Genomic DNA, 23,333 nt, shown 5'->3' with positions numbered 1-23,333 from the left:
TATTTTTAAATAACGGAAGCAGGAAGTAAGAAGTACGAAGTTCGCGAGTATTCTTACCTCCTACTTCCTACCTCTTACCTCAACAAACCTGAACAACGTTCATACCCAACAATAGTCCCAGCTTCTTTATCTTCGAAACTATATGCCCCACTCCTACTGCGCAGTGATGGGCGGGGCCGTGGCTGTTCCAGTCGTTTACAAAACGGCGGGCGCCAATGGAGAATTTATAACGGCTATTGGTATTTCCTATTTCCAGGATGGGGCCGGGAACGGATGTGGCTTCTGCAGTCAACAATTGCAGTTGTCCATTGCCCTCTTGTACAACCGAAAGCAGGGTAACCGGTCCGTTCTTTACCGACATTTCTACCGATAAACCACGCCCTACTTTTCCATGATACACATGCAGGGGCCGCACCTTTGTTTTCCCTTCTGCGATAGCAATATGGCCCGGACCATCGTGCCCCATCAACACGATATCTTCTTTAAAATCCATGGCGTAGTATTCGGTAAATGAACCACCTGCGCCAAAGCTGTCCATGATCTTCATGGCCTGCGCATTCTTGATCTCGTATTCGCCGGCCACGGGAATACCACGGGCGGTCAATAAAGAGTTACCAAGAATGATGGAACTGATGGTATCTTCATTTTCTTCATTGCCGGTCCCTTTGTAATAATAAGCCATGGACCCTAACTGGTATTGCTCCGTTAGCCTGTCCAGCGCAACGGAAGTACGTGCAGCCCGTTTTAATTCTTCTACAGCACAATCGCTTTGTACGTCAAAGGTGGAATAAAACAACTGTACGCGTTCGTCTATTTCCTTTTCTGTTACCGAACGGCGGATGGCAGCCAGTTCATCTACTTCTATCAGTTCTATATGTCCGCCAAAGAAGCGGTATTGTTGGGTAAGGTCGGAATATATATCCAGCATACCGCTGTAATAATGGCCCATACAACCCAGGCGATTAAACGACATCGTGTGCGCTACTTTAGCGGCTTCCACCCATTCGAGTATTTCTTTCCAACATTCCTCATCGTTGTGCAGCATGCCGGTCACCTGGTAAAACTGTATGCCGGTACGCAGGAACACATTGGCTATTTCGGGTACCGGACAAGCGGAGCAATACGCCAGCCACTCCCCCGTCATGCGGGTGCGGTCGTTCATTTTATTGAAAGCGGCATAATCGATGGCGGCTTCGGGTGAAAGGTTCAACACAATCACCGGTACTTTGGCCTGCTGCACCACCGGCAATACCGTCGATGACAAGGCATATGTTGTTACGTACAGCAATATGAGGTTTACGCCTTCTGTCCGGAAGCGGTAACCTGCTTCAAAGGCTTTATCGGCCGTATCGACCAAACCGGCATTAACGATCCCGGGGTGGTCGGTAGCAATGCGGTCATGGACTTCCTGCAGGTAGCCTTCCAGCCGTGCTTTCAATCCATCAAATTGTGGCCAGTAGGTATCCAGTCCAATCCCGAACAAACCAATTTTAAAGGCAGGGGTATTCTTCATACTCACCAATACGCAAAATGGGGTATGAACCACTAGTGGAATAAAAAAGGGCAGAGAGCAGAGAGCTGCGACACGGAAGGCTGGGATAAAATTAAACAGAAGCTTTAAGGTGGGTTGCCCTTAAAGGGCGGCTCACTTTGGCATAAAAAAAGGTGAGCCACTCAGAAAGAGTGACCCACCTTAAAATTATTTCATTTACTACAACGAAACTTTATACCTGGTCACAGTATGGTATTTTTGACCAGGTTGCAGAATGGTAGTAGGGAACTTTGGTTTGTTGGGTGAATCTGGGAAATGCTGCGTTTCCAGGCAAAGTGCTGTACGCAGTTTCACGGGATGGCCGCCGCTGGAGAAGGTACCATCGAGGAAATTACCGCTGTAGAACTGGATGCCAGGCTCAGTAGTATATACTTCCAGTTTGCGACCGCTGGCAGTGTCAGACAAAGTAGCTGCCAGTTGCAGGGTGCTGTCGGTACGGTTCAACACAAAGTTGTGGTCATAACCGCCGGGTACAGCGTCGATGCGGGCGCCAATGGTTTCAGCTTTGGTAAAATCAAATGGTGTTCCTTTTACGTCTTTGATCTCACCAGTGGGGATCAAAGTAGTATCAACCGGTGTATAATGATCACCATTGATCTGCAGGCTGTGGTTTAAAATGGTGTTTTCGGTGCTGCCAGTGAGGTTAAAGTAACTGTGGTTGGTTAAGTTAACCGGTGTTGCTTTATCCGTTTCAGCAGTGTAGTCGATGTTCAGCGCATCGTCTTCACTTAAAGTATATACAACTGTTACTTTCAGGTTGCCGGGGAAACCTTCTTCACCGTCTTTGCTTAAGTAAGTTAAGGTAAGCGCCGGTATGCTATCGGTAGATGGAGTTGCGTCCCATACTACTTTATCAAAACCTTTGTTACCACCATGCAGGCTGTTTTTTCCGTTATTGGCAGCCAGGGTATACGTTTTACCATCGAGTTTGAATTTGGCATCTCCGATGCGGTTGCCATAACGGCCAATGATAGCGCCGAAATAAGGCGGCTTTTTCAGGTATTCAGCCAGGTTTTCCATACCCACTACTATACTTGATTTGTTTCCGTTTTTATCTGGAGTAACCCATGATGTTACAACGCCACCATAATTGGTAATGGTTACTGTAATCCCGTTTTTATTCGTAAGGGTAAACAACTGTACTTTCTTTCCGTCTGTTTCACCCCAGTCTTTTGAGGTAACGCCTGCTTTGATCATTTCTTGAGAATTTTCTGTTGAAGGTTGTTTGTTTTCGCCGCCGCAGGATGCTGCACCGGTAAGCAGCGCAAGCAATGCTACATGGCAAATCAATTTGTTCATATGGTTTCCCTTATTGAGTTTATAAAATAGGTTACTTTGAAAATTTGTCAAATATACGGGCTAAAGCCTATTTCAACTCCAATACAACCACTGAGAAAGGCGGCATTTTAACACTCAACGTTTTGCCTTTTAATGCAGCGCCCTGGAAGGGAGCTGGTTTTATTTTAGCAGGCTGTTCAAAGGTATTATGGTCCTGCAATTTGGCCGAAGTAAGTATACGGCCGCCAACGGTTTTATAGTTGCCGCCTTCCAGCGTAATGCTAATGTCCTGGGCAGCTTTTGCATCGATATTCACCAGGGAAATATGCATAGCGCCGGTTGAGTCTTTGGATGCTGAAGCAGAGATAGCCGGTAACTTTTCATTTCCCACCACGTAATTATTGCACTTAATAGTCAAAGGTACCAGTTTAGCATCCTGGTGCACATTATACATTTCCATCACGTGATAGGTTGGCGTCAGGATCATCTTTTCTTCATTGGTCAGCAGAACGGCCTGCAGTACGTTGATGGTTTGCGCCAGGTTGGCCATGCGTACCCGGTCGCTGTGGTTATGGAAAATATTCAGGGTAGCGCCGGCAATCATGGCATCGCGCATGGTGTTTTGCTGATACAGAAAACCCGGATTGGTACCTGGTTCCACATCGTACCAGCCGCCCCATTCATCCACTACCAGGGCTACCCGTTTTTCAGGATCGTATTTATCCATAATGGCGGAGTGCTTTGTTACCAGCGAATCCATAAACAGGGCCGATTGCATGGTCTCGAAATATTGTTGTTCGCTGAAATCAACAGCTGGTCCTTTTTTACGCCATTCTATTACTGAATAGTGATGCAGGGCAAGTCCACCCAGCATATTGAGCGGGATCTTTTTCATGAGCACTTCCGTCCAGTTATAATCTTTTGAATTGGCGCCCGAAGCTATCCGGAATATTTTGGTCTCGTTCGACCAGCCGGTCATAAAAGTGGCATACTGACGATATACGTCGGCGTAATGTTCTGGCGTCATATTTCCGCCACATCCCCAGGCTTCATTGCCCACACCCCAGTACGTTACATGCCAGGGCTTTTCCCGGCCATTCTGCTGACGCAGGTCACTCATGGGGCTTTTTCCGTTGAAGTTTACATACTGTACCCAATCGGTAAGGTCCTGCACGGTGCCACTGCCTACATTACCTGCGAGGTAGGGTTCTGTGCCGATCAGTTCGCACATATTTAAAAAATCGTGGGTACCGAAGCTGTTGTCTTCCGTAACACCACCCCACCAGGCATTGACCATACCGGGCCGCTTGTTTTTGGGGCCTATCCCATCTTTCCAATGATAGGTATCGGCAAAGCAGCCACCCGGCCAGCGCAGGTTGGCAATCTTCAATTTTTTCAATGCGTCTATAACATCATTGCGTACCCCATTGGTGTTGGGAATTTTGGTATTTCCTTCTCCCACATAAAAACCACCATAAATACAATGGCCCAGGTGCTCGGCAAAATGGCCATAGATCTGTTTGCTAATAGTAGTTTTAGCAGCATCTACATTAAAAACCAGGTTGTTTTGAGCATGTGTGTTAAAAGCGATCAGTGTTGTACAGGCAATAAGCAAACGTTTCATGTAAGCGCTTTAAGATGAATAATTAATGAATGTAAAGTATTGGTAGCGTATAGAAAGGATGACAGCAGTCAGCATAGCAATCGTTTTTTTTAGCACTGTGAAACTAAGACAAAACAGCATATCTGTCAATTGAACACTTATATTTTTTTGGGCAGAAGGCAGAGGGCAGAAGGCAGAAATTTGTTCGCGGCAGCTTTTGAGTGGTGTAAACGTTTTCAGTCCGAGTTCGTTAGTTATTTAGTTATTAAGTTCGTAGGTTATTGGGGTCTGGGTTATTGGTTATTGAGTTCTGGGTTATTTAGTTGTTAGGTTCATTGTTCTGAATACTTTGACGCGGTTACCGCGATGGCGGATGCCGTGTGGCAGTGCTTATGGCTGTTTCCTCTCTGCCTTCTGCCCTTTGCCTTCTGCCCATTGCCTTTCCCCTACTGCCCACTGCCCACTGCCCATTGCCTTTCCCCTACTGCCCTTTTTCTTAACTTTGCTACATGCAACCATCAGTGGCCCATATTAAAATAAAAAAGATCAATGCCGGTGAACAAACAGAGGTGGAGGATGAACTGGCCGTGGAAGAACCACTTGAAATACAGTTGGGCTGGCACCAATCTACCGGGTATGCACAAAAAAATATTTCCGTTACTATGCGTACCCCGGGTAATGATGCCGAACTGGCGGCCGGTTTCCTGTTTACGGAAGGTATTGTTCAACACATCGATCAAATACAACATATTCTGCCGCAGCAAAACAGCGTACTGGTTACCCTGAAACCCGGCGAAGTACCACAATTACAACAGGCCGAACGGAATTTCTTTACTACCTCCAGTTGTGGGGTTTGTGGTAAAACGGGCATCGATGCTATTAAGACGGCACCCGTATTTACCCAACCGCGGCCTGAACTGGTAGTACCTGCCTCTTTGTTTTATGGCCTGCAACATACCCTGCAACAAAAACAGGTGGTATTTGAAACCACAGGCGGATTACATGCTGCCGGTCTGTTCAATGTAAACGGCGATTGTGTATTGCTGCGTGAAGATGTTGGCCGTCATAATGCCGTTGATAAAGTAATCGGCGCGGCCATGCAACCTGGACTACTGCCTTTACACCAATATATTTTATTACTAAGCGGTCGTGCAGGTTTTGAGCTGATACAAAAAGCAGTGATGGCCGGCATACCTGTTATAGCTGCTGTTGGTGCGCCTTCCAGTATGGCCGTTCAAATGGCCATCGAGCACGATGTCACTTTGATTGGTTTTCTTCGTACTGATAGGTTTAATGTATATAGTGGTGGGGAGCGAATAAACTTAGATCCTCAAAAAATCGTTATTAAAGCAGAACCACGTTAGAATAACATGAGCGACAATAAAAACACGCCTGGTGCCGAAAATCCAGAACATTTCACCGGATTACACCTGGGGCATATCAAGAAATCTGCTGCCGGTATACCGGCGATTGTGGAAGCGCTAAAACAGGTAGTGGGTGAAGCTGGTGTTGCCCGTGGTTTAAAGGCGTTGAACCATATGAACCAGAAAGGCGGGTTCGATTGTCCCAGTTGTGCATGGCCCGATCCCGATGATGACCGTTCTACCCTGGGCGAATATTGCGAAAATGGCGCCAAAGCTGTTGCGGACGAAGCTACACTCAAAAAATTAACGCCCGAATTCTTTGCCCAAAACAGTGTACAGGAACTGGCGGCTTTAACGGATTATGAAATAGGCCGGAAAGGCCGTATTGCCCAACCCATGTTCCTGCCGCATGGCGGCACACACTATCAACCCATCACCTGGGACGATGCCTTTCATAAAATAGGCACCGCTCTAAATAAGTTATCCAGTCCTGATGAGGCCATCTTTTACACCTCGGGACGTACCAGCAACGAAGCCGCTTTTCTATACCAGCTTTTTGTACGGGCTTATGGCACCAACAACCTGCCCGATTGCAGTAACATGTGTCATGAAAGCAGTGGTGTAGCCCTGGGTGAATCACTGGGTATAGGCAAGGGTTCGGTAAAACTCGAAGACCTGTATGAAGCGGAAGTGATCATTATACTCGGACAAAACCCGGGCACCAACCATCCCCGCATGCTCACCGCTTTACAAAAAGCCAAGGCAAACGGGGCGCGCATTATTGCGGTTAATCCATTGCCCGAAACCGGACTGATGGGTTTCAACAACCCACAATCCGTAAAAGGATTACTGGGTATGGATACGCACCTCACCGATATTTTTCTACCGGTGATCATCAACGGTGATATGGCCCTGCTGAAAGCCATTGAATACCTGTTATGGCAATATGAGCAACGCGAACCTGGTAAAGTGTTCGATCGTTCTTTCATCGAGCATAATACCGCAGGCTTTACCGATTTCGTCAATGACCTGCAACAACAAAACCCCGAACAACTGGCACAGGCCTGCGGTATCTCCCTGACCCAGATCCAGGAAGTGGCTGACCTGCTTAAATATAAAACAAAGATCATCGCCTGCTGGGCCATGGGGCTTACACAACATGTAAATGCGGTTGATACCATCAAGGAAATAGTAAACCTGTTGCTGCTCAAAGGCAGCATAGGCAAACCCGGCGCCGGTACCTGTCCGGTACGGGGGCACAGCAATGTTCAGGGCGACCGCACCATGGGTATTTATGAAAAACCTTCGCAACAATTCCTGGATAACATTGCTGCCAACTTCCATTTCACACCTCCCAACAAACACGGGTACGATGTGGTGGAAGCCATCAAAGCCATGCATGGCGGCAAAGCATCCGTATTTATTGCCATGGGTGGTAATTTTCTATCCGCCACCCCTGATACCTTGTATACCGCTACCGCCCTGCGCAAATGTTCACTGACTGTACAAGTATCTACCAAGCTTAACCGAAGCCACCTCGTGCATGGTCATGAAGCACTGATACTGCCCTGCCTGGGCCGCAGCGATAAAGACCTGCTGAATGGGGAGGAACAAATTGTTTCGTGTGAGAATTCCATGGGAGTTATTCAATTATCGAAAGGCGTATTGACGCCGGTAAGCGATCAGTTGTTGAGTGAGCCGGTTATCGTTTGCCGGCTGGCCAAAGCCACGCTGGGGAACCACAGTCCGGTAAACTGGGATACATACTTACAACATTACGATCATATAAGAACAGATATCGAGCGCACCATCCCCGGGTTCGGTGATTATAACAAACGGTTGCGTGATCCGGGTGGATTTTACTTACCTAATTGCAACCGGGATGGCGCCTTTAATACGATATCGAAGAAAGCGCATTTTAATATCGCGCCTCTTCATACCATTCACCTGCACGAAGGTGAGTTGCTGATGATGACCATCCGCAGCCACGATCAGTTCAATACTACCATCTATGGGCTGAACGACCGGTACCGGGGTATTTATAACGAACGGCGGGTAATATTGATGAACCAGGGAGATATGAACAAGCGTACTTTAAAACAAGGGGATGTAGTTGATATTTTCAATCATCATGGGGGCGTAGAACGGGTAGCGCGCCAATTCATTGTAGTGCCCTATCCTATTCCGCCTTCCTGTACGGCTACCTATTTTCCAGAAACCAATGTGCTGGTACCGGTAAATAGTGTGGCGAAGAAGAGTAATACGCCGGTTTCCAAGGCGGTGGTGGTTACAGTGAGGAAAGTTAATTAAACAGGCTCTGTGACTCACGACCTTGCAAGGAAGTTTCCCACTCTACCAGCATATCCAGGGTGGCTTCCATATTAATGATCATCTTTTCGGTGCAGGTGATGAGGGTATCGAGGTAATAAGCGATGTGCGACATCACCTGAATACGGCTTTTACTTTTATCCTGTTCAGATTCCTTTTGCAACAACAGGTGAAAGTACTGATAGAATTCACCCACCTGGTTCAGGTAATCTTCAATAATACGGTGCATGGTAGCTACTTCTTCACTGTCTACCGACTGGTTAACGGCAAAGCTGTCGTTAAAATAACAGGCGTTCAAATTGCCAAGCAATAATTCCTGGCCATTGGTATCGTACTCATTTACCAGGTCCTGGAACGATTTCAGCAACTCCAGCAGGTGTTTGTAGTATTGCGCCGTAAAAGGTTCTGCACTGGCGTGGTGGCGACATTCCTGGTGAGTCTCTTTAATAAAAGCCAACAGGCGTTGTGCGTCCCGGCTGTCTTTTTGGGTAAGTTTCGTTAACAGGCGATGGATGATGGCATTGTCGAACAACTGTTCGTTCAGTGCACTGCCCAGTACATTCATTTCGGCATCACTCATGCGGTTGTAAGTACTGATAACGACTTGCTCGTATGTTTTTTCTTCAGCGCAAAAGGTAACAGGTTGCTCTTGCCTGAATTGCCTGGAGAAGCTGGTGTTGAAAGGAAAGCTGGACATAACAGTGATTTTTTAGTGAGCGAATGAAACCACATCACAATAATACAACGGCTACACAGCGGTTTGCAAGTATATAAACCTGTAATACATTTCGTTACTGGTTAATATACCAGCCTCTAATCATTATTATGTATGACGTAGGGGCTTTGTGGAAGTTTAATGGTGGGTATTTGTACACTTATAACGACAGAGTTTAAAAAGATATTGAGTAACCTTTCAAAATTGTTATAGCTAATTGATTTGCAACAAAAGGAATACCCAATCACCTTTAACGGTAATCACCTCAATGTAGTGATCATCGTCATTGTTAAAGTTTACAGGCCATAATATATTTGAAAAAAGGATAAAGAGACCAACCCGGTGACGTTTGAACAACTATATCAAAAGTATAGCCATGAAAATATCTCCTTTCAAAATTTCAACCAGATCGACCTTTCGCGATATAACCGCTTTACAGGTTTCAAGCCCGGAGTTTGAGCCCCATGGGTTTATTCCACCCCGGTTTACCTGCGACGGCGCCAATGTGAATCCTCCATTAGATATTGTTGATATTCCAGCAGTTACAAAATGCCTGGCGGTGATCATGGAAGACCCTGATGCGCCCATAAGGCCCTGGGTTCACTGGCTGGCCTGGAATATGCCGGTTACGCACCATATAAAGGAGGACAGTCCATTTAAAGAGCAGGGAATCAATGATTTCAGGGAGAACCGATACGGCGGTCCGTGTCCACCCTATGGGGTGCATCGCTACTTTTTTAAAGTATATGCCCTCGATACACAATTAACCCTTTCGCCCAGAACTGACAGGAAGGAACTGGAACGGGCTATGAGTGGACATGTGTTGGGATATGGGGAGTTAATTGGGAGGTATATGAGGAGGTAGTTTGCTAGTTTTAAGTTCAAAGTTTTAAGTTCAAAGTTTAAAGTTTTAAGTTTAAAGTTCCTGGTTATTAGTTCTCCTGTATTGGCTTACAGCTTGTGGCTTGAAGCTGTATTGCGGCTTATAGCTTGTAATTCCCCTTCCATCACCCTTGAAACCAAATGCATTCTAACATAACTTTTACCGACACCAGTAAACGCACAAAACTCCTCTACGGTAATTGATTCGCTTTTTGCTTTCCCCAAAAAGCTGCGTAAGTTCGTCATTACCTGCCGGGCTTCGGCATAACTGATCGTCATGATACGGGTGACATCAATGGCATGAATGAACCATTGTTTAAAAAATGGCTTTGTTGCATTGGGAATAGTACAAAAACAGGGAAGTTCTTTTGAGCGTAGACGCGTTTTTAAAACAGCAACGGGTGCCGTTACGGATAATTTCAAAACAAAGGGCATGCGGCGGTGTACGTTTATATAGTTTCGCCAATAACGGCTTTGCGCTTACAAATCAGAATGCCAGCCAGAACCTTTATTACAACCTTTACCGATACCTGAATGGTAAAGGCTAACACTAATTTACAACTTTTAGGTATATGCGGTGCAAAACCTATAGAACAATTGATAATAATCAATTCAGGCTAATGCTATTCTTGCCTCCCCCGGCCCCTCCGGTGGAGGGGAGAGTTGTTAATAATGATTTATCGCCTTAAGTTCTGGCATAATAATTATGTGATTTAACAGATACATACTTGGCGAAAAATGGAACCTACAAAACACGTTTTCAACGAAAAATTGCATTGGTATAAAGACGCCATTATTTACGAACTACACATCAAAGCATTTTGCGACAGCAATGGCGATGGCATTGGTGACTTTGGCGGCCTGATGCAAAAACTTGACTATTTACAGGAATTGGGTGTAAATGCGATCTGGTTATTACCTTTTTACCCTTCGCCCCTGCGCGATGATGGGTATGATATTGCAGATTATTACAACATCAACCAATCGTATGGCAATATTGCCCAGCTAAAAACCCTTTTACAGGAAGCTCACCAGCGTAACCTGAAAATTATTACCGAGCTGGTCATTAACCACACTTCTGACCAGCATCCCTGGTTTCAGCGGGCACGTTCAGCACCAAAAGGTTCTCCTGAAAGAAATTATTATGTCTGGACTGATGACCCTTCCCAATATAAAGATGTACGCATCATCTTCCAGGATTTTGAGGCCAGCAACTGGACCTGGGACCCCGTAGCGGAACAATATTACTGGCATCGCTTTTTTCATCACCAGCCCGATCTCAATTACGACAATCCGCTGGTGCAACAGGAAGTGTTCAACCTCATCGATTTCTGGTGCAATATGGGAGCAGATGGTTTCCGGTTAGACGCCGTGCCTTATCTGTACGAACGCGAAGGCACCAATGGGGAGAACCTGCCCGAAACCCATGCCTTCCTAAAACGGTTACGGGCACATGTTGACGCTAAATTCCCCGGCACCGTTTTACTGGCGGAAGCCAATATGTGGCCCGAAGATTCCGCCTCCTATTTTGGGGATGGCGATGAATGCCAAATGAACTATCACTTCCCGGTAATGCCCCGCATGTTTATGGCGCTGCAAATGGAAGACCGCTACCCCATTACCGATATATTTGATCAAACCCCCGCTATACCGGCCACCTGTCAATGGGCCATCTTTTTGCGTAACCACGACGAGCTTACGCTGGAAATGGTGACCGACGAAGAACGGGACTATATGTACAAAGTGTACGCAAAGGACCCCAAGGCACGTATCAACCTCGGCATCAGGCACCGGTTAGCGCCTTTGATGGAAAACAACAGAGAAAAAATTGAGTTGCTCAATTCGCTGCTGTTCTCCCTGCCCGGCACCCCGGTGATCTATTATGGCGATGAAATTGGAATGGGTGATAATTTTTACCTGGGTGACCGCGACGGTGTACGTACGCCCATGCAATGGTCGCCCGACCGCAATGCGGGTTTTTCGCATGCCAACCCACACCAATTGTATTTGCCCCTGATACTGGACCCGGAATACCATTACGAGTCGGTTAATGTGGAAATGCAACGCCGCAATACCTCCTCGCTTTTCTGGTTCATGAAACGCATGATCAACATGCGTAAAAAACACAAGGCTTTTGGACGGGGCGATCTCACTTTCCTGAATGTCGACAATCCCAAAGTGCTGTCCTTTTTGCGGAAGTATGAAGACGAAACGCTTTTAATAGTGGTGAACCTGTCGAAGTTTGCACAGGTAGCGGAAGTACCATTGGAAGGATATAAAGGCTTTGCCTTAATTGAATTGATGAGCCGGAATAAATTCCCGGCCATCGGCAAAGCGGAAACCTATTTCTTTACCCTGGCCCCACATACCTGGCTGTGGTTCTCGCTGGAAAAAGCACACCCTGAAATCGATCATCATAAAGTCATTCCTTTAATTCAGGTAAATCAGTTCAAAGACCTTGTCAATAAAGGCCCGAAGGCAGAAATGGAGAATGCTATTCTGCCGGGCTACCTTAAACAATCCAAATGGTTTACCGGCCGGTCGAAAGCCCTGTACAATGTAGAGATCATTAACCAGATGTTTGTACCCTCCTCGCCGGAGGCCCTGTTATTATTGATAGAAGTTACTTATGAAAGCGGCTTGCCGGAATTGTATCGGTTGACAGTAACTTTTGTTCAGAATGCCGTAGCAAAAAAACTGGAGAACAGTTTTCCGTATTCCATTATTGCCCATATGCATATAGGTGGGCAGCAAGGTATTTTATGCGATGCGGTGTATGTAACCACCTACCAGCAATGGCTTTTTCATTACCTGGTCAACAATGAAACACTGGCCGCCAAAGAAAACAACCAGATAAAGTTTTACAACAACGGAACCCTTGCTGCCTATGCAGCACAACACGATGATATAAAACCAAAAATATACGAAGGCAACCGCTATCAAAGCGCCATCACCTATGATAACAGTTTCTTTTTCACACTATACAGGCGGGTTGACTATTACATAAACCCCGATGCAGAAATAACCCACTTCCTCAGCGAACACGCGAAATTTGCGTACGTTCCGCCATTCCTGGGTGCTACCGAGTGGATCACTGATAAAGGCATGATCACCATAGGTATGATGCAGGTGATGATGGAGAACCATGGTAATGGCTACAGCTTTATGCAGGAACGCGTGTACAATTATATTGAAAGAATACTGGCGCTGAACCAGGAGCACCTGCCTACGTGGGAATCACTGGGAAACCTCACCGACCCGGTGGCCTATGATCAATTGCCACCCGCCCTGAAAGAACTGTTGAGCAGCCGAGCAGCTGAACAGGCACGCCTGATAGGCATGCGCACGGGTGAAATGCACCTGGCGCTGGCATCGGGCACTAACCTGAAAGATTTCAGGCCCGAAGAATTCTCCCTGCATTATCAACGGTCATTGTATTCGGCCATGGTATCGCTGGTGCGGGAAGTTTTTCAAAACCTGAAAAGAAATATTGGCCGCCTGCCAACCTCACTACAACCCGAAGCAGAAGAACTGCTTAAACACCGGGATGATGTGCTGAATGTTTTTAAAAAGATCTATAGTAAAAAGCTGGACGTACTGAAGATCCGCATCCACGGCTTTTACAACCTGAGCCAGGTATTACTGACCGGGAAAGATATTGCCATCCAGGGATATGGCGGCGATCCGCTTCGCCCTTATAGTGAAAGAAGACTGAAACGGTCACCCCTGCACGATGTGGCCACTATGCTGCGCTCCTTTCATAATGTAGTCTTTGAAGGGTTTCATGCAAACCATCATATCCAGGACAATATGCCTAAATATGTTCCCTTCCTGCGCATGTGGGCGCATTACATGGGTGGCTTTTTTATGAAAGCATATCTTGACACAGTAAAAGGACAAAAGTTTGTACCGGCAGATACCGCTGATTTCAGAGTAATGCTGCAAACTTATTTGTTGGAAAAATCATTGCTCGAATTGAATCATTCATTGAACGACGGACTGCATTCGATAATAATGCCGATGAGAACGATTAGGATAATCATTAAAGAAAGGCTATAGGGAGAGGGCAGAAGGCAGAGGGCAGAGGGCAGAGATGAAGGGCAGGCAACGGGCAATGGTGAATGGGCAATGGGGAAAGGCAGAGAGCAGAGATGAAAGCCACAGGTTATCACAAAATACAACAAAAGGGCGAGCCTCTCGACTCGCCCCCATCTAACGTTGGTAGCTTGCAGTTAATTAAAACCTATTATGCTATCAGCGTTTGCTTAACCAATCAGGTTTTCGCGTTAAGATAACAGTATTCTGTTTTTCCGGCAGTTAGTTTCTGTCCCGTTCTTGCCTCTAAATTTTCAAACAATACCGCAACAGTTTTACTAGCTTCCTCACTTAACGGATCTCCATCTGGTAATTCAGGTATGAATTTACAACATAAAAAAAGTTAAACCAATGACGGTGGTCATTGCTAAATATTCGAAATTAACTTATCATTTCAATGATTCTAGTCAAGATCACAGTACTTCTTTAATTTGTATCTGCTTAATCTACATTTAATTGTATTTTCTTGTCAACCAACTGGCCAGTAAAATCGTTATTAGCATAGTTGACTTACAAATAATCGGTAAATTACTGGTAAAATCCACTCGGTTTTGACGAAATTTTATGACAACATTCTGGACTGAAGATAGTATCCTTACCAATCAAAGCGAACACACTCCGCCCGCTGAGATATTCGATGCCTTTTGTCAGGCTATAGGATTTTATTATCAACAGAAAGGTTATAAGTATACAAAGAGCCGGCCAAAAGTAAAGATTGAATCGAAGGATCTTTTCGTTGAAATCAATTTCTGGAGCTCAAGAAGCAATATGGCGGGTAGCAGTGTTGGCCTCGAGATATTGCCTTACGTGGGTTCCAAAAAATTAAAAAAATGGATCAAGACCAATAAGACCGGACGCAACGAATACATTTACGGACCTACCAAATATGATTTCCGCCAACAGAATATCTATGGCGCCTCCGTTGATTTCTTTCTCGATCTCATTCTAAAAATTGATAAATACATTGCTGCCAACCTGAATATCGAAGACAATAAAAAGTTCATCGATAAACTGCTTGCTGAAAACAACGGTGAAATGATCATCGATAATGTTGCCTGCTATCTCACCATGACCAACGACCCTCGCTTATCTTCTTTTATTGAAGAACATGTGGATGGGCTTGGTACGGAGTTGGTGAGTAAACTAAAAGATATTGAAGCATCAAGACAACCGGGCAACGAGTTGATCAGTTAACTCAGAACTTCACATTTGTCCACTGGCTTTCATTCCCTGTTCTATCTACAGCTGTTATTCCCAGTCCCGTTAATTTATTTCTTCCTATTGTGTACGTACGATCGTGGCGATTGAGGATGGTGTAATTCCATTTGCCGGCGTACTGATAATATACCACATATCGAAACACATCCAGTTCGTTCGCATGCGTCCAGTTAATTCTAAGTGAATCACCTTCGAGGGATGTAGTAGCCTGTGGTGCATCGGGAGCTGTAGCATCGAGCCAGGGACTGGCAGGAACCAATGCCTGTTTTTTATAAGGCCCTTCCACTATCGCTTTTGCCAGGTTTGAATCCTTTGTTAATGATCCAATGCTCCAGTGTACTTCGCCACTGCTTTTGGGCAGGATGCCCCGCGTAACCATGATCTCGTTCATTATTTCGGTAGCATTGGCCTGGGTAGTATCGCGGCCTACACTCATACCCGGCCACAGGTGCCGGTCTTTTTTATTTTCACCCGACCACCAGCCTAATAAAACAGGATAGCTTACCGTAGGACTGTTGATCTTCCAATATAATTGTGGCGTAAAATAATCTATCCAGCCTTCGTTCAACCATAAACGGGCATCCGCATATAACTGGTTATACTGATCAAAACCTTCAACAATGGAAGGATAACCCGGGCGCCAGGTACCAAACGGACTGAGCCCAAACTTCACATATGGCTTTTCGGCCTTGATGTTTTTGTATAAGCTTTCAATAAAGCTGTTTACGCTGTTGCGGCGCCAATCACCCAGGCTAAGGGGACCGCCTTTGTCAACATATTCTTTATAACTGCCTGAATCGGGGAAGTCGGCATTGCCATTATAAGTTGGATAAGGATAAAAATAATCATCGAAGTGCACACCATCTATATCGTAGCGTTTTACGATATCCATCACTACGGCCATACCATGTTCCTGCGTACCTTTCTTTGATGGATCGAACCACCAGTGGCCGTCTTTCAACTTCACTACCAGCTCTGGCTTTTTCTTTACCAATGAAGTGTTACTCACTTCGCCACCAGCGGGAGAATGAGCCCGGTAAGGATTCAACCATACATGTAATTCCAGTCCGCGGTCATGGGCAGCTTCTATCCAGAATTGTAAAGGATCGTAGTAAGGATCAGGAGCCTTGCCCTGTTTACCGGTTAAAAAATATGACCAGGGCTCCAGGTTGCTTTGGTACAAAGCATCGGCCTGCGGCCTTACCTGAAAGATCACTGCATTGAAATTATGTGATTGTAAAAAATCGAGTAATTGAATGGCTTCCCGTTGTTGCTCTTCGGTGGTCAATCCGCGCCGGCTGGGCCAGTTAATATTGGAAACGGTGGCTACCCAGGCTGCTCTGAACTCCGACTGGGACTGGGAAGGTTGAGATATTTGGGATGATTGGGATTTTTGGGATGGCTGGGGTTGTTGGGTTGTTTGAGATGCCGGTTGTTGCGGGGCATCAGTTGTTTTGGTTGTTTTTTTGGATGAAGAACAGGCACTAATCAGAACTATCATCAGATAGCTCGTTACTAATAGGGTTACTTTATTAAACATAGTCGGCTCGCGGTTGAAAAAATTACCGGAGCGCTAAAAATAGAATAAAAAAGAATACAAGACCCAAGAAACAAGGCACAAGAAAAACAAATTAGAAGAACGCTTGCACCTTGCCTCCCGGACCCTGAACCTTTACTTTGTTTCTGGCAACACTTGTACCTGAATATTTTTATAGTATACTTTACTGTTGGGATCATGACCTTGTAAAGCAAAGGTGCCATGGGACAGTACACGGCCTTTCATATCGGCAGGGCGTTCTACATTATCCGGTTCAGTATATTCTACAGTTGTTTTACCATTTACTTTAATGGTCACTTTTTTTCCCTGCACAATGATCTCTTCGGTAAACCATACGTTGTCCTTCACCAATTGTTCTTTAACATCCTGTATGGCATACAAACCTCCGGTCCTGCGCCAGTCGGTATGGGAGTTATTTACCTGTACTTCATATCCTTTCGATGGCCAGCCTGATTCCTGGTAAGTGGTATGAAAATAGATACCGGAATTGGAGCCGGGTGTAGTTTTTACTTCAGCCTTAAAGTGAAAATTTTTGAAATCGTGGTTCTGCACATTTCCGTTATAAAACAGGTGGGCTACATTTCCGTGGGCAATGATCATTCCACTGTCAACCGTAAAAGTACCTGCATTATCTCCTACTTTCCAATCGGTAAGCGATTTGCCGTCAAAGAGGGAGATCCACCCTTTCGATTGCTTTTGCGCAAAGCCGCCAAAGGTGAATAAACAACAGGCAAGCGTTAAGCTATAAGATAAATTTCTCATTGTTATCGTTTGAATGAAGGTAAGTGTTTAGCAAAATAAAAAAGTCATCCCGATACTATCGGAATGACCTTTGTGTACCGGCTTTACGCCTTATGGTTTCTTTTTATTCTCTTTATACCGCTTGTCGGCCGTACCATCTTTTTTCAGATGTTTGGTAGTATCAGCGGCAGCATTCTTATTTGCCTTATAACGCATGTCGGGCGAGCCATCCTTTTTTGTAGGGGCAGCCTCTTTTTTAGCGGTCTGTTCTTTTTTAGCGCCTTCTTTTTTTGCAGGAGCTGTTTGGGCAAAGTTCATTCCTACGCAGGCGAGTAAGAAGCAAACAACAAAAACGAGTTTTTTCATGATGATTAATTTTTAAAGTGAAAGGACCAAATGATATGCATCAAAAATAAATCCAATTGACCAACCAAAAATTGCATTAACTTCCTATTAAAAAAATAACCTTGTCATCGGTAGCCGAACGTATACAAGACTTTAACAGTAACCGCCTGCCTTTTTATACAGGTCTGAAATACCAGGCCATGGCAAAGGACCCCTTTTACTTTTTCAGGGGTACCGCCCACCTGTTTTACGAGGACCTGGCCAGTGCCAATACTTTGCCAGCCGGGCCCCTTACCTGGGTATGCGGCGACCTCCACCTGGAGAACTTTGGCAGTTATAAAGGTGATAACCGGCTGGTGTACTTCGATCTGAACGATTTTGACGAAGCAGCCCTGGCGCCTGCTGCCTGGGAGCTGGCCCGTATGACGACCAGTATTTTTGTTGGCCTGAACACGATGGGTGTAGGAGCTCCCGAAGCCAAAAACATGGCCCTGCTTTTTCTGAAGTCCTATGCCCTGGTATTAAGCAGGGGCCGGTCGCGGTACATTGAACCACAAACCGCCAAAGGCATTGTACAATCTTTTCTTTTAAAAGTGGGGGAACGCAAACAAAAAGACCTGGTAAAAGAACGCACCATCCGAAAGAACGGGGATATCGGCCTGCTGGTAGATCGTAAGCGCCTGTTCCCCATCGATGATGAGGCGCTTACCAAAAGATTGTCGGAGTTTGTTGATGGCTGGATGGTGAATGTGCACCACCACCGCTTTCAGGTAATTGATGCTGGTTTTCGAATAGCCGGAACTGGCAGCCTGGGTGTAAAACGTTATCTTTTTTTACTGGAGCGTTTACATGGCGAACGGAAATACCTGTTGCTGGATATGAAACTATCCCTGCCCTCGTGTATGTATGTGCATTTCAAAAACCAGCAGCCTGCCTGGCAATCGGAGGCTGCCCGGGTGGTAGCAGTGCAGGAACGGATGCAGAATATTTCACCCGCCCTGTTACGACCGGTGCTTTTCAATAACGAATCGTATGTTATAAAAGAAATGCAGCCAACGGCTGATAAAATAAACTTTGCGACCTTGGAAAACAGGTTCGATGATATGAAGGAGGTGCTGGAAAATATGGCCCTGCTCACTGCTTCTGCCCAGTTAAGAAGTTCGGGCCGGCAGGGTTCGGCCATTGCTGATGAGCTGATGGCTTTTGCCCGCGACGAGGCCTGGATACCCGTTATTCTTGAATATGGCAGGCAATATGCCAACCAGGTTAAGGCCGATTACAACCAATACCTGGCGGCTTATACTGCCGGCTTTTTTGGAAAAATTGGTTAGCGATTGCCTACCCAGTGTGGGTAAATGGGCGTTTGCTCACTCACCGCATCCAATTGCAATACATGTTCCGGAGACAGGCTCCAGCCGATTGCATTCAGGTTTTCCAACAATTGGGTTTCATTGCGGGCGCCAATTACAATATTTGAAACGGTGGGTTTATTCAGCAGCCAGTTGATGGCCACCTGCGACACCGATTTGCCTGTTTCTCCAGCTATCTTGTCCAATACATCGATCACATTATACAGGTGTTCCTCTGCCACAGGCGGCGCTCCGGCCAGGCCACCGGCTTTAACACGTCCTTCCGGCAACGGATTGTTCCGTCTGATCTTTCCGGTTAAACGTCCCCAGCCCAGCGGGCTCCAAACCATCAGCCCCAATCCCTGGTCTTGTAACAAAGGCATCAATTCCTGTTCATAATCGCGCCCAATGAGGGAATAATAACCCTGGTAGATCACGTATTTCTCCAGGTTATGGCGTTCGGCTACCGACAATGATTTCATCAGTTGCCAGGCAGTAAAGTTGGAGGCACCAATGTATCTTACTTTTCCACTGGTAACGAGGTGGTCTAAAGTGCGCAGTGTTTCTTCAATTGGCGTTTCCTTATCAAAAGCATGTAAAAAATATACATCTATGTAATCGGTACCCAACCGTTTGAGGCTGTCTTCTGCTGCTTTTATCAGATGGTAACGGGATGAACTTCTATCGTTGGGTCCTTCGCCCATATTGAAGTGTCCCTTGGTAGCGAGGATCACGTTATTGCGGCGGCCCTTTATTGCCGCGCCTAAAATTTCTTCGGAAGCTCCCTGCGAGTAAACATTGGCGGTATCAAAAAAATTCATACCCCGTTCAATGCTGAGGTCCGCCAGGCGCGTTGCTTCCCGGATATCTGTTTCGCCCCAGGCTTTAAAGAATTCATTGGTACCACCAAATGTTGCTGTTCCCAAACTTAATACGGGTACTTTTAATCCCGACCGGCCTAAATTTCTGTATTCCATGTTTTGTGCTTTTAATTACTATCACAAAATTCAATACAGGACTGCCGGGAGTAAAGGACATTTATCACTAATATGGTGTGACAATTATCACGCGCTGGCGAGGCGGCTTAGGGTTTCGCGGGACACTCCCAGAAACGAGGCGATCAATGATTTAGGAACGCGTTGAAAAAGGCTGGGATAATTCGTGATCAGGTGTTCATACTGATCTTTAACGCTGCAACTGATCAAACATAATATGCGGCGTTGCATTTGAATATATTGATCTGTTGTTTTCTTTCTGAAGAAGTGTTCCATTTTCTGTAACTCGCGACAAAGCTTTTCGCGGTTTTGTAAAGTAATGAACAGGGTATCGCAGTCCTCCAGGCAATCTACCTGCAACGTGGCGGTTGTTTGGTTGTGGTAGGCCTGCGGGTCGGTGATCCAGCAGTGCTCCATCCCGAACTGAATGATGTGCTCTTTGCCTTCCGCATCTACATGGCATACTTTCATCAGCCCGCTGATGAGGTAATAATCATTGTGCACATACTCCCCTTCCCGGATGATGATCTGGTGTTTTTTGAATTTTTTGGAGGTGAAGTGTGACAGCACCAATGCAAACTCCTCATCGGTCAATGGTGCAAACTCTTCGATATGTTGGCGTAAAATGTTGCTCATAACCTGTAATTATTGGGTCTTTATCTGTTACTTCTTCTGATCACCAAAAAGTTAACCAGCACCTGAAAGACAATAAGCCCTATCATAAATGCCTCGAACACGGTGGCAGTGGAGGGGTTGTCTGTAAAGGCCAGCCAGATAGCCACTAATCCAAATACAGCCATAGCAATGGTATACAACATGATGGCGTTATACTTCGATGGCATGAACATCATGCCACAAAGGACCATCATGGCAAACCCATAGCCGCCTAAAACAATGTATTTATCCAGGTTTGAGTATAAGAACATACCTATACCCGTAAGTAAAATAACCAGGGCCACTGCTACAAAATTGGCGCTCATTTTCTCCTGTTTGTTCAACAGGAACTTGCCGTAGGCATTGAAACGGAGGAATAAATTACTGATGGGTTTTATGATCCAGGTTGAAAAGGCAAAGATGGCCAGCAATATGATCAGCGGGACAAGCACTGGCCGTAAGGCCGGGTTTTTATCAGCCAGCTGGTTCAGGGCCTGGTTGCCAAACCAAAATCCCAATAGAAAGAACCATTGGTATTTCGCTCCCATATTCCCCATCCAGAATGCATACTTCAGGAACAACCTGTATACCGGATTGGTTGCTTTCAGCGCTTCGATCATGCCTCTTTGTGCATAGTCGAAACCGGGATCGTTCTTCAAAGCTTCCTTGAAATGTTTCAACGCCTTTTTATGATCGCCTTTCTCCAGCAATCCCCAGCCGTAATTGGCATGGGTATAGGCGTTGTTGGGATCATTTCTCAATGCGCCTTCTATAGTGGCAAATGATTCTTCTTTTCTATTCAGCTTTATTAATACGGTACTTCTTACATTCAACGCCAGCAGGTCTTCTGGATCAATTTCCAGGGCCTGATTGGCCAGTCGCAACGATTCTTCATATTGCTTGCGGGCCAGTTTTATATTGGCGAACCAGGCAAAATAATCTGCCGTATAGGGATCGAGGGAGATAGCCTGTTGAATGCTTTTCTCCCCGTCGTCATACTTATCTTTTTGTATATCGATGCGCGATTTAATAAAGTATAAATGCGCCGTATCTGGTGAAAGTCCAATGGCATCTTCAATAATACTGGCCGACTCCTCTACTTTTTCCTGCGCCAGGTTCAACTCTGACAACAACGCCAGGTATTGAATATTGGTAGGTTCCTGTGCCAGTAGTTGTCTCAGGATCTTTTCTGCCGCGTCATATTTTCTTTGTTGAATCAGGATACCAACCTTCGAAAGACTATGCTCCGTCATGTCACTTTTTTATTTTTAAATAGGATAGGATATCATCGTACAAACCGGAATCATTGGCAAACATGGCAAAATTCTTGGCGGTCATGAACCATTCCTGGGTACTTGCTTTGTGTTTTTTAACGGCACTCAGGAGGTCTTTTGTTTCAATTGGTTTTACCACCCCATCGGTAAAGGAAGATTCCAGTTTGAGTTCTATGGCTATGTCAATGATGGCATCGATGTCGGCGCCGGAATAGTGTTCGGTCTTTTTCGCCAGCTGGACATAGTCGATGGAATCGATTGGTTTATTTTTAAGTTTTAACTGCAAGATAGATCCCCTGGTGGTTTCATCTGGCGGTGGTACAAATACAATACGATCGAAACGGCCGGGTCTTCTAAACGCGGGGTCCAGGTTCCAGGGTGTATTGGTAGCGCCAATGATCAGCACGCCTTCGTTGCTGGTATCGATGCCATCCAGCTCCTGTAAAAACTGGTTGATGAGGTGGCGGCCTGCTGATTGTTTCATATCGCTTCTACTGGCGCCCAGGGCGTCAATTTCATCGATAAACAAAATACAGGGGGTATTGTACCGGGCCAGTTCAAAGATCTCATGCAGGTTTTTCTCACTGTTGCCGATCCACATATCAAGGATATCATTCAATCCTACGCTGATGAATTTGGCATTTACCTGTCCGGCAGTTGCTTTTGCCAGGAAGGTCTTTCCGCATCCGGGCGGGCCGTATAATAAAATTCCACCGCCGATCTTTTTGCCATAGGCTTTATACAGATCTGGGTGCATCAATGGTTTTATGATCTTCAGTTCAATCTCTTTTTTTACGGCATCCATGCCGCCCACGTCACTGAAATTGATGGATGGCTTTTGTAAAAAACGGCTGTCGTACATTTCTTCTTCCTCTTCTGCATCTGGTTCCTGGCGGCCGCCCTTCACCCGTAACTGGCTATCCAGTTCTTCATCGAAGAAATTGGGGTCGAGGGCCAATACTTTTTTATAGGTTTCGACCGCCCGAGCAATGGAGTTTTCTTTTAGCAGCCCTTTAGCATACCAGGTCAGTGCCTCTATGTCATCGTGGCCGCTTTCAATAAATTCTTCCAGAATCACATTACAGGCGGAATAATTGCCTTTTTTATAGAAAACTTTGGCTAAGCCAATGGTAGCTTTTGTATCGCGACGTGATGATTTCAGGATCAGGGTGTATTCTGCTTCCGCTTCTTCCAGGTGGTTCAGCCCCAGCAATGTATCGGCCAGCAACAACCTCAATGGGGTGTTGTTGGGCGAATGCCGCAACGCTTCCCGCAAACTTTCAATAGTATTCTCGTTCATTATGCAATTTGTATTACAGTCGACGTATATATTATTAATAGAACGTTAAAACGGGCGAAATATACAAAATAGGCGGTTACGA

At 45.7% G+C, this 23,333-nt stretch carries 18 protein-coding genes; 6 read left to right on the top strand and 12 right to left on the bottom strand.

Annotated features, from left to right (window positions below):
- Nucleotides 1-79: 79 nt before the first annotated feature.
- From BMX95_RS22415 to BMX95_RS22405, 3 genes are all read right to left on the bottom strand, one after another.
- Nucleotides 80-1,513, bottom strand: a complete 1,434-nt coding sequence (locus tag BMX95_RS22415) for an arabinose isomerase (RefSeq protein ID WP_081197728.1) — start codon at nucleotides 1,511-1,513, stop codon at nucleotides 80-82.
- A gap of 198 nt (nucleotides 1,514-1,711) precedes the next feature.
- Nucleotides 1,712-2,851, bottom strand: a complete 1,140-nt coding sequence (locus BMX95_RS22410) for an aldose epimerase family protein (protein ID WP_081197729.1) — start codon at nucleotides 2,849-2,851, stop codon at nucleotides 1,712-1,714.
- 67 nt (nucleotides 2,852-2,918) lie between these two features.
- Nucleotides 2,919-4,454 (bottom strand): alpha-N-arabinofuranosidase, encoded by a 1,536-nt coding sequence (locus BMX95_RS22405; RefSeq protein ID WP_081197730.1) that lies wholly within the window; start codon nucleotides 4,452-4,454, stop codon nucleotides 2,919-2,921.
- Between the two features lie 488 nt (nucleotides 4,455-4,942).
- Here BMX95_RS22405 and fdhD point away from each other — a divergent pair, with 488 nt between their 5' ends.
- A complete protein-coding gene (gene fdhD, locus BMX95_RS22400) occupies nucleotides 4,943-5,797 on the top strand; it encodes a formate dehydrogenase accessory sulfurtransferase FdhD (protein WP_081197731.1) in 855 nt (284 codons plus the stop codon).
- Between the two features lie 6 nt (nucleotides 5,798-5,803).
- Nucleotides 5,804-8,107: an FdhF/YdeP family oxidoreductase gene (locus BMX95_RS22395; protein WP_081197732.1), complete on the top strand. Its 2,304-nt coding sequence runs from the start codon at nucleotides 5,804-5,806 to the stop codon at nucleotides 8,105-8,107.
- On the opposite strand, the gene BMX95_RS22390 is transcribed toward BMX95_RS22395, so the two are convergent.
- A complete protein-coding gene (locus tag BMX95_RS22390; protein WP_081197733.1) occupies nucleotides 8,100-8,822 on the bottom strand; it encodes a hypothetical protein in 723 nt (240 codons plus the stop codon). The genes BMX95_RS22395 and BMX95_RS22390 overlap by 8 nt on opposite strands.
- Before the next feature lie 394 nt (nucleotides 8,823-9,216).
- Between BMX95_RS22390 and BMX95_RS22385 the strand changes: the two genes are divergently transcribed.
- Nucleotides 9,217-9,705 carry a YbhB/YbcL family Raf kinase inhibitor-like protein gene (locus tag BMX95_RS22385; protein ID WP_081197831.1) on the top strand — a complete coding sequence of 163 codons (489 nt, stop codon included), beginning with the start codon at nucleotides 9,217-9,219 and terminating at the stop codon, nucleotides 9,703-9,705.
- Nucleotides 9,706-9,791: 86 nt separating this feature from the next.
- Here the strand turns inward: BMX95_RS22385 and BMX95_RS22380 are convergent, their stop codons facing one another.
- Complete coding sequence (locus BMX95_RS22380) at nucleotides 9,792-10,157, bottom strand: hypothetical protein (protein WP_081197734.1); 366 nt, start codon at nucleotides 10,155-10,157, stop codon at nucleotides 9,792-9,794.
- A 303-nt stretch (nucleotides 10,158-10,460) separates the two neighbouring features.
- Here BMX95_RS22380 and treS point away from each other — a divergent pair, with 303 nt between their 5' ends.
- Complete coding sequence (gene treS / locus BMX95_RS22375) at nucleotides 10,461-13,781, top strand: maltose alpha-D-glucosyltransferase (protein ID WP_081197735.1); 3,321 nt, start codon at nucleotides 10,461-10,463, stop codon at nucleotides 13,779-13,781.
- A 600-nt stretch (nucleotides 13,782-14,381) separates the two neighbouring features.
- Nucleotides 14,382-15,011, top strand: a complete 630-nt coding sequence (locus BMX95_RS22370) for a hypothetical protein (RefSeq protein ID WP_081197736.1) — start codon at nucleotides 14,382-14,384, stop codon at nucleotides 15,009-15,011.
- 1 nt (nucleotide 15,012) lies between these two features.
- Here BMX95_RS22370 and BMX95_RS22365 read toward each other — a convergent pair whose 3' ends face one another.
- The 3 genes from BMX95_RS22365 to BMX95_RS22355 all read right to left on the bottom strand — a co-directional run bounded on the left by BMX95_RS22365 (nucleotide 15,013) and on the right by BMX95_RS22355 (nucleotide 17,700).
- The gene (locus BMX95_RS22365; RefSeq protein ID WP_165758816.1) at nucleotides 15,013-16,536 is read right to left on the bottom strand and encodes a glycoside hydrolase family 10-like protein; all 1,524 of its coding nucleotides are present in this window, start codon (nucleotides 16,534-16,536) and stop codon (nucleotides 15,013-15,015) included.
- Between the two features lie 171 nt (nucleotides 16,537-16,707).
- Complete coding sequence (locus BMX95_RS22360; RefSeq protein ID WP_081197738.1) at nucleotides 16,708-17,355, bottom strand: 3-keto-disaccharide hydrolase; 648 nt, start codon at nucleotides 17,353-17,355, stop codon at nucleotides 16,708-16,710.
- 90 nt (nucleotides 17,356-17,445) lie between these two features.
- A complete protein-coding gene (locus tag BMX95_RS22355) occupies nucleotides 17,446-17,700 on the bottom strand; it encodes a hypothetical protein (protein ID WP_081197739.1) in 255 nt (84 codons plus the stop codon).
- 101 nt (nucleotides 17,701-17,801) lie between these two features.
- Between BMX95_RS22355 and BMX95_RS22350 the strand changes: the two genes are divergently transcribed.
- Entirely contained in the window at nucleotides 17,802-19,010 is a 1,209-nt protein-coding gene (locus BMX95_RS22350) for a DUF2252 domain-containing protein (RefSeq protein WP_081197740.1), read from the top strand.
- Here the strand turns inward: BMX95_RS22350 and BMX95_RS22345 are convergent.
- The 4 genes from BMX95_RS22345 to BMX95_RS22330 form a co-directional block, all read right to left on the bottom strand.
- Nucleotides 19,007-20,005, bottom strand: a complete 999-nt coding sequence (locus tag BMX95_RS22345; RefSeq protein ID WP_081197741.1) for an aldo/keto reductase — start codon at nucleotides 20,003-20,005, stop codon at nucleotides 19,007-19,009. The two genes, BMX95_RS22350 and BMX95_RS22345, sit on opposite strands and share 4 nt — an antisense overlap.
- 87 nt (nucleotides 20,006-20,092) lie before the next feature.
- Nucleotides 20,093-20,659, bottom strand: a complete 567-nt coding sequence (locus BMX95_RS22340; RefSeq protein WP_081197742.1) for a Crp/Fnr family transcriptional regulator — start codon at nucleotides 20,657-20,659, stop codon at nucleotides 20,093-20,095.
- Between the two features lie 20 nt (nucleotides 20,660-20,679).
- A complete protein-coding gene (locus BMX95_RS22335) occupies nucleotides 20,680-21,930 on the bottom strand; it encodes a tetratricopeptide repeat protein (protein ID WP_081197743.1) in 1,251 nt (416 codons plus the stop codon).
- A gap of 1 nt (nucleotide 21,931) precedes the next feature.
- Nucleotides 21,932-23,251, bottom strand: coding sequence for an ATP-binding protein (locus tag BMX95_RS22330; protein ID WP_081197744.1), 1,320 nt, complete (start codon nucleotides 23,249-23,251; stop codon nucleotides 21,932-21,934).
- Nucleotides 23,252-23,333 lie beyond the last annotated feature (82 nt).

It is taken from the genome of Niastella yeongjuensis (genome assembly GCF_900110245.1).
Classification (GTDB): Bacteria; Bacteroidota; Bacteroidia; order Chitinophagales; family Chitinophagaceae; genus Niastella; species Niastella yeongjuensis.
Note: the sequence above shows the minus strand (reverse complement) of the source record. Positions and strands in the feature narration are given on the sequence as shown.